Source organism: Alcanivorax sp. HI0083, assembly GCF_001635175.1.
This window is the reverse complement of sequence record NZ_LWFX01001066.1, coordinates 1-5290: the sequence shown is the minus strand read 5'-3', so window position 1 is coordinate 5290 and position 5290 is coordinate 1. Positions and strand designations below refer to the sequence as shown.

Below are 5290 nucleotides of genomic sequence, written 5' to 3'. Positions count from 1 at the left end.
AGATCGTGCGCATGGGCCGCACGGTGGGCTATGACGAAACCCGGCCGGAGGATCCGTTCACCCCGCTGCTGGCGGATCGTCCTCGCCACGCGGTCATCCTGTCGTCACGGGGTGGCGCCGGCTTCAATCACGGCGGCGATCTGGCCCACCTGAATCATCTGGAACCGGGCCTCACTACCGTGCTGCAGTTTATCGGCATTACCCGCATTCACTACGTTGCCGTTGAACATCAGGAAGAAGGCGGGGAACGATTGGCCGCGTCGATTCGCCAGGCCGAGCAGGAGGTGGATGCCTTGGTGGAGCAGTTGCAGAGCGCTACCAGCGAAACGCCGCAAGCGGATTACGCACTGGGCTGATTTAAGCATCGGAGGGAAGAATACCTGCATGACGAAAGCCCGCGCAGGGATGGCAGGCCATTCGTCATGCAAGCGGGTCCGTGGTTTAACGCCGCCGCACCAGCCCGTCTTCCAACACCTGCTCGAAGTGATCTTTGAGGGTATCGCTGGCTGCACGGTAGTTCACACCCAGCGCTTTGCTGCGAGTGTTGTCGAAGTGCAATGGATACCCCACGTTGCGGCTGATGAACTTGCGGGTCACCGGGCCCATGAACGGGCCGACCGCCCATACCACCGGCTTGGGCACCTTCATCATCGGGAAGGGATATTGGCGACCGAATTGCTTGCGCAGAATGGCGGCGATATCCAGCATGGAAACGGATTCGCTGACCAGGATATAGCGGCCTTCTGCGCTTTGATTAAACGCGCCCAACAGATGCGCCTGAGCCACTTCACGCACATCCACCATGCCGTATGACAGGTCCGGCACACCGGTACGCAGCTTACCGCGCCCCATGTCCAGCAGGGTGCCGATACTGGCGGAGTGGCTGGCGTTGGTGAGTGACGGCCCATACACCATGCCCGGGTTGATGGTGACCAGATCCCAGCGGCTGGCTGCATCGCCGCTCTGGGCATCATGGATTTTCCAGGCCTCGCGCTCGGCAGCCACCTTGGAATATTGGTACGGGTTGTGGTCGACGCTGCTGGTGGTGTTCCAGTCGGCTTCGGTGAAAGCACTCTTGCCCTTCATCTCGGTGGCATCACCGTACACGGAGGCCACGCTACTGGTGAGCACCACACGCTTGAGGGGGTCGCAACGGTTGGCGGCATTGAGCACATTGCGGGTGCCTTCCACGGCCGGGCGTACCAGGGCCTCGTAGGCATCGGTAAAGCCATCCAGCACGAAGGGCGAGGCGGTGTGCATGAGGATGTCGCAGCCCTGCATGGGCGCATCAAAACTGTCCGCATCCAGCAAATCCGCTTTGAACAGTTTCAGGGTGCCGGGCGCCGATTCGGCAAGACGCTTCAGGTGATCCACGCTTTTGGCCTTGTCGGGGTTGCGCACAGTGGCGTGCACAGTGTGGCCGGCTTCCAGCAGGAGTTTAACGATCCAGCTGGCGATATAGCCCGAGGCGCCGGTAATCATCACGGTATGGGTGTTACTGGGCATGCTTGGCTCCCGCCATGAAAAAGAGGGCTAACGCTATCACGATGTGGGGACAGAACGTCCAGGGCTGTTCGAGCCATTTGCTTTCCATGGCCGGTGGTGCGCCCGGATCACGCACTCCACCGCCACCGGTTGAACTGCATCCAGGCTGCCAACCCCAGCCCCCAGGCAGCGTTCACAATCAAACCTCCCACGACCTTGGTGGCATTCACGTCCAGCCCTTTCATGGGGAACACCAGCAGCATCGCCACCAGGGTCGGGCCGATGGCACCGATGACGATGGCGCTGAGCCAGAACTTCATGCTCTGCCAGCGGCGAATGATCCACCACACCGGCAAGCCCCACACACCACCCCAGAAGGCCAGGGACATCACTTGTGGTACACCCAGTGGTGGCACCGGGGTCATGTTCCATGGAAAGGCAGGGATAAGGCCGCCCAGCCAGAACAGGGCCAGCACGCCCTGATGGAACAGCAGAGTGGCGATAAAACCAGCGGTGAAGGCCTGTAGCCATTGTTGCTTCGGGTTAGCCATTGAATCTCCGTTGGACTGCACTATCGAGTAAGCGGCGGTGTAAGCAGACAGACGCTAGCATATCCCATAACAGAAAAACGTGAGGGCTGAATCTAGCCGCCATCAATGGCCCACAGGATGAAAAGCGCCCTTATCCCGGACAATAAAAACCCCGGGCAAGGCCGGGGTAAACGAGGAACCAGCAGCAGTATTCGGTTTCACTGTGTTCAGCGTCAGGCAAGGTGCAAATGCATCCTTGATCACCGTTAGTGAACACCACCCCTGCCAGATAAGAATGAATACGCAGGATTTATTTCAGCAATTCTACGTAGCAGGTGATCAAATTATCACCACATCCCCCACCTGCGTCTGTAAGCCTTCTCTTACTTTCCCATAGGAACTTAACCATTCCGTCCTGTTTTCGGCCTCAACGCCCAGGCACACAGGCACGTCACCAGTGAAACCTAGCACCGCTAATCAAGAAAGGCTGGACAGCATGGCAGCAGTAGTTTTACGCTAAAGCCCAATGTGAACACATGTTCATTAACGCAGCGTAAGCAGTGTTTTTCTGCACAGGGTTTGCGTACAGATTCGGTTAAGGTCATTGGCCTGCGGACTTGATAGAGGAGGATACTCAAACGCTCCGGGATGCGGTTTTACCGGTACCGATATGGACAAGAACGGACTGTGACGGCCAGCCCCAGCGGCACTGTTCACCCCATGCCCCCGCTTGCAACACCACCTGCAATGCCGGGTTAGCGACAACCTCGAATAATGACAACGAAAGAGGAACCGTTATGCGTCAACCCACCCAGCCAGAGCCAGGTGCATCATCGTCCATCTGGTCTCGACTGAGTACCATCACCGATTATTTTGCCTGGCCACTGCGCACCTCCCATTACCTGGAACTGGTGAACCCGTTGTGGACCACCCACAAGCTGCAGGCCCGAGTGGTAAAAGTGTGGGATGAAACCAAAGACGCACGCACGCTCACCCTGCGGCCCGGCCTGAACTGGCGCGGGCACCGGGCTGGCCAGCATGTGCGAGTGGGCATCCCTGCCGATGGCAAGCATTACACCCGCACCTACACCATTTCCTCGCCCCCCGAGCGCGAAGACGATTGCTTCACGATCACGGTGAAAGCCATCGACAAGGGGACTATCTCCCACCACATCGTGCGCAATATCAAGGTGGGCGACTACCTGCCCATCGGCCTGCCCCAGGGGGATTTCTATCTGCCCGATGCACAGCCTATCCAGCCGCTGTTCATTACCGCCGGCAGCGGTATTACCCCCGCGTTCAGCATGATCAACAGCCTGATTGCCCAGGGGCGCCTACCCGATACTCATCATATCCACTATGCGCCCCACGAGTTTGATGTGGTGCTGGGCAAGGAATTGAAGGCGATGGATCGCTACAACGATCGCTATCACCTGCATCTGATTTACAGCCGCGAAGGCGAGGACCCGAGCCGTAACCGTTTTTCTGCAGCACAGCTGGATGCGCTCTGCCCGGACTGGAAAGACCGGGATGTGTACGCCTGCGGCCCACCTTCGCTGCTGGAAGCGATCGAGCAATGCATGACCGAAGCCGGCTGTATTCGCCGACTGCATGTGGAGCGATTCCGTGCGCCCTTTACCGAGGTGCCCGCCGATGCGGTGGGTGGCCGGGTGCGCTTCGCCCAGAGCGATGTGGAAACCGACGGCGACAGCGACACGCCACTACTGAAAGTGGCCGAGGCGGCCGGAATGAACCCGCCCCACGGCTGCCGCATGGGCATCTGCCATACCTGCAACACCACGCTGGTGTCCGGGTGTGTGCGTGACCTGCGCACCGGCGAGGTACTGAACGAAGCTGGCAGCATTGTACAAACCTGCATCTGCGCCGCCGCCGGCGACTGCGAACTGGATTTGTGAGGGAACAATAATGAAAACCCATCAATACCCGGTCGACCTGACCGACGAACAGATCGAAGAATTTGGCAACGAGCTGGAAGCCATTCGCAACGAGGTGTTTGATTCCCGGGGCGACCGTGACCGGGCCTATATCCTCAAGGTGATCAAGACCCAGCGCACCATGGCGGTGAGCTCCCGCTTTGTGATTTACCTGTCGCTGTTTTTCATTCCCGCCTGGGGGCACGCGCTGGCAACCTGGCCAGTGGCACTCACCCTCATGGGCCTGGGCGTGTTCGCGCTCGGCATCGCCAAGATTCTGGAAAACATGGAAATCGCCCACAACGTGTTGCATGCCCAGTGGGACTGGATGAAGGACCCGGAAATCCAGTCCAACACCTGGGAATGGGACACCATGAGCCCCTCGGACCGCTGGATGCATTCGCACAATGTGGTGCACCACACCTGGACCAATGTGCTGGAAAAAGACCTGGATGTGGGCTACGGCATTATGCGGGTGACGCCCATGCAAAAATGGAAGCCGGCGTTCTTGCTACAGCCAATCTATTTCATTTTGCTGATGCTGCTGTTCGAGGAAGGCGTGGCCGTTCATGAACAGGCCATTGATGACCACCTGAAAGGCAAGAACAAGCTGAAGGATTTCACGCCGCTGTTAAAACGTATCGGCTACAAGGTATGGCGTCAGGTGGCCAAGGATTACATCGCCTGGCCGCTGGCGGCGGCGCTGGTGGCGATCCCGATTTCCTTCTATGTGCCCTTCTCGCCCCTGCTGGTGTTCGGCATGGTGGCCGGCGCCAATGCGGTGGCCAACCTGATCCGCAACATCTGGGCATTCACCATTATCTTCTGCGGGCACTTCCCCGCCGGAGCCCACAACTTCACCCTGGAACAGGTGGAAGGCGAAACCCGTGGTCGCTGGTATCTGCGCCAGATGCTGGGTTCCTGCAACATCGAGGGCGGCAAGCTGTTCCATATCCTGTCCGGTAACCTGTCGCACCAGATCGAACATCACCTGTTCCCGGACATGTGCAGCAACCGCTACAAGGAAGTGGCCCCACGGGTGCGAGCGCTGGCAGACCGTTACGGCATTCCGTACAACAGCGCTTCCCTGTTCCGACAGTTTGGCACCACCTGGCTGAACAACCTGCGGCTGGCCTTTCCCGGCGGCGGTGAACCCTACGAAGGGAGCCAAAGCCAGGCCTCGCATTCCTGAACGTAGCCCCGCCTGGCCCGGTGCACGCAGCTGGCTGCACCGGTCCAGTGCTTTGGTTAACTGCGGATTAGAGTGAATAGCTCACAGGTTGCCACGCTCTCCATGCCTGATACCTGATGCCTGATGCCTGATGCCTGATGCCTGATGCC

Annotated in this window: 5 protein-coding genes; 3 read left to right on the top strand and 2 right to left on the bottom strand. The window is 58.9% G+C overall.

The window, feature by feature from the left end; genetic code table 11:
• The coding region (locus A3754_RS14075; protein WP_197468661.1) for an NAD(P)H-dependent oxidoreductase at positions 1 to 356 on the top strand (356 nt) is incomplete at its 5' end.
• Between the two features lie 85 nt (positions 357 to 441).
• On the opposite strand, the gene A3754_RS14070 is transcribed toward A3754_RS14075, so the two are convergent.
• Positions 442 to 1506 (bottom strand): NAD-dependent epimerase/dehydratase family protein, encoded by a 1065-nt coding sequence (locus tag A3754_RS14070; RefSeq protein WP_231880634.1) that lies wholly within the window; start codon positions 1504 to 1506, stop codon positions 442 to 444.
• A gap of 107 nt (positions 1507 to 1613) precedes the next feature.
• The gene (locus A3754_RS14065) at positions 1614 to 2036 is read right to left on the bottom strand and encodes a hypothetical protein (protein WP_063520199.1); all 423 of its coding nucleotides are present in this window, start codon (positions 2034 to 2036) and stop codon (positions 1614 to 1616) included.
• Positions 2037 to 2812: 776 nt separating this feature from the next.
• Between A3754_RS14065 and A3754_RS14060 the strand changes: the two genes are divergently transcribed.
• Positions 2813 to 3931, top strand: coding sequence for a ferredoxin reductase (locus tag A3754_RS14060; RefSeq protein ID WP_063520198.1), 1119 nt, complete (start codon positions 2813 to 2815; stop codon positions 3929 to 3931).
• Positions 3932 to 3941: 10 nt separating this feature from the next.
• Positions 3942 to 5141 (top strand): acyl-CoA desaturase, encoded by a 1200-nt coding sequence (locus A3754_RS14055; protein WP_063520197.1) that lies wholly within the window; start codon positions 3942 to 3944, stop codon positions 5139 to 5141.
• The last annotated feature ends 149 nt before the right edge of the window (positions 5142 to 5290 follow it).

Coding starts and splice junctions, on each gene's coding strand:
- A3754_RS14065 (WP_063520199.1), bottom strand. CDS start 2,036: ATGGCTAACCCGAAGCAACAATGGCTACAGGCCTTCACCGCTGGTTTT.
- A3754_RS14070 (WP_231880634.1), bottom strand. CDS start 1,506: ATGCCCAGTAACACCCATACCGTGATGATTACCGGCGCCTCGGGCTAT.
- A3754_RS14060 (WP_063520198.1), top strand. CDS start 2,813: ATGCGTCAACCCACCCAGCCAGAGCCAGGTGCATCATCGTCCATCTGG.
- A3754_RS14055 (WP_063520197.1), top strand. CDS start 3,942: ATGAAAACCCATCAATACCCGGTCGACCTGACCGACGAACAGATCGAA.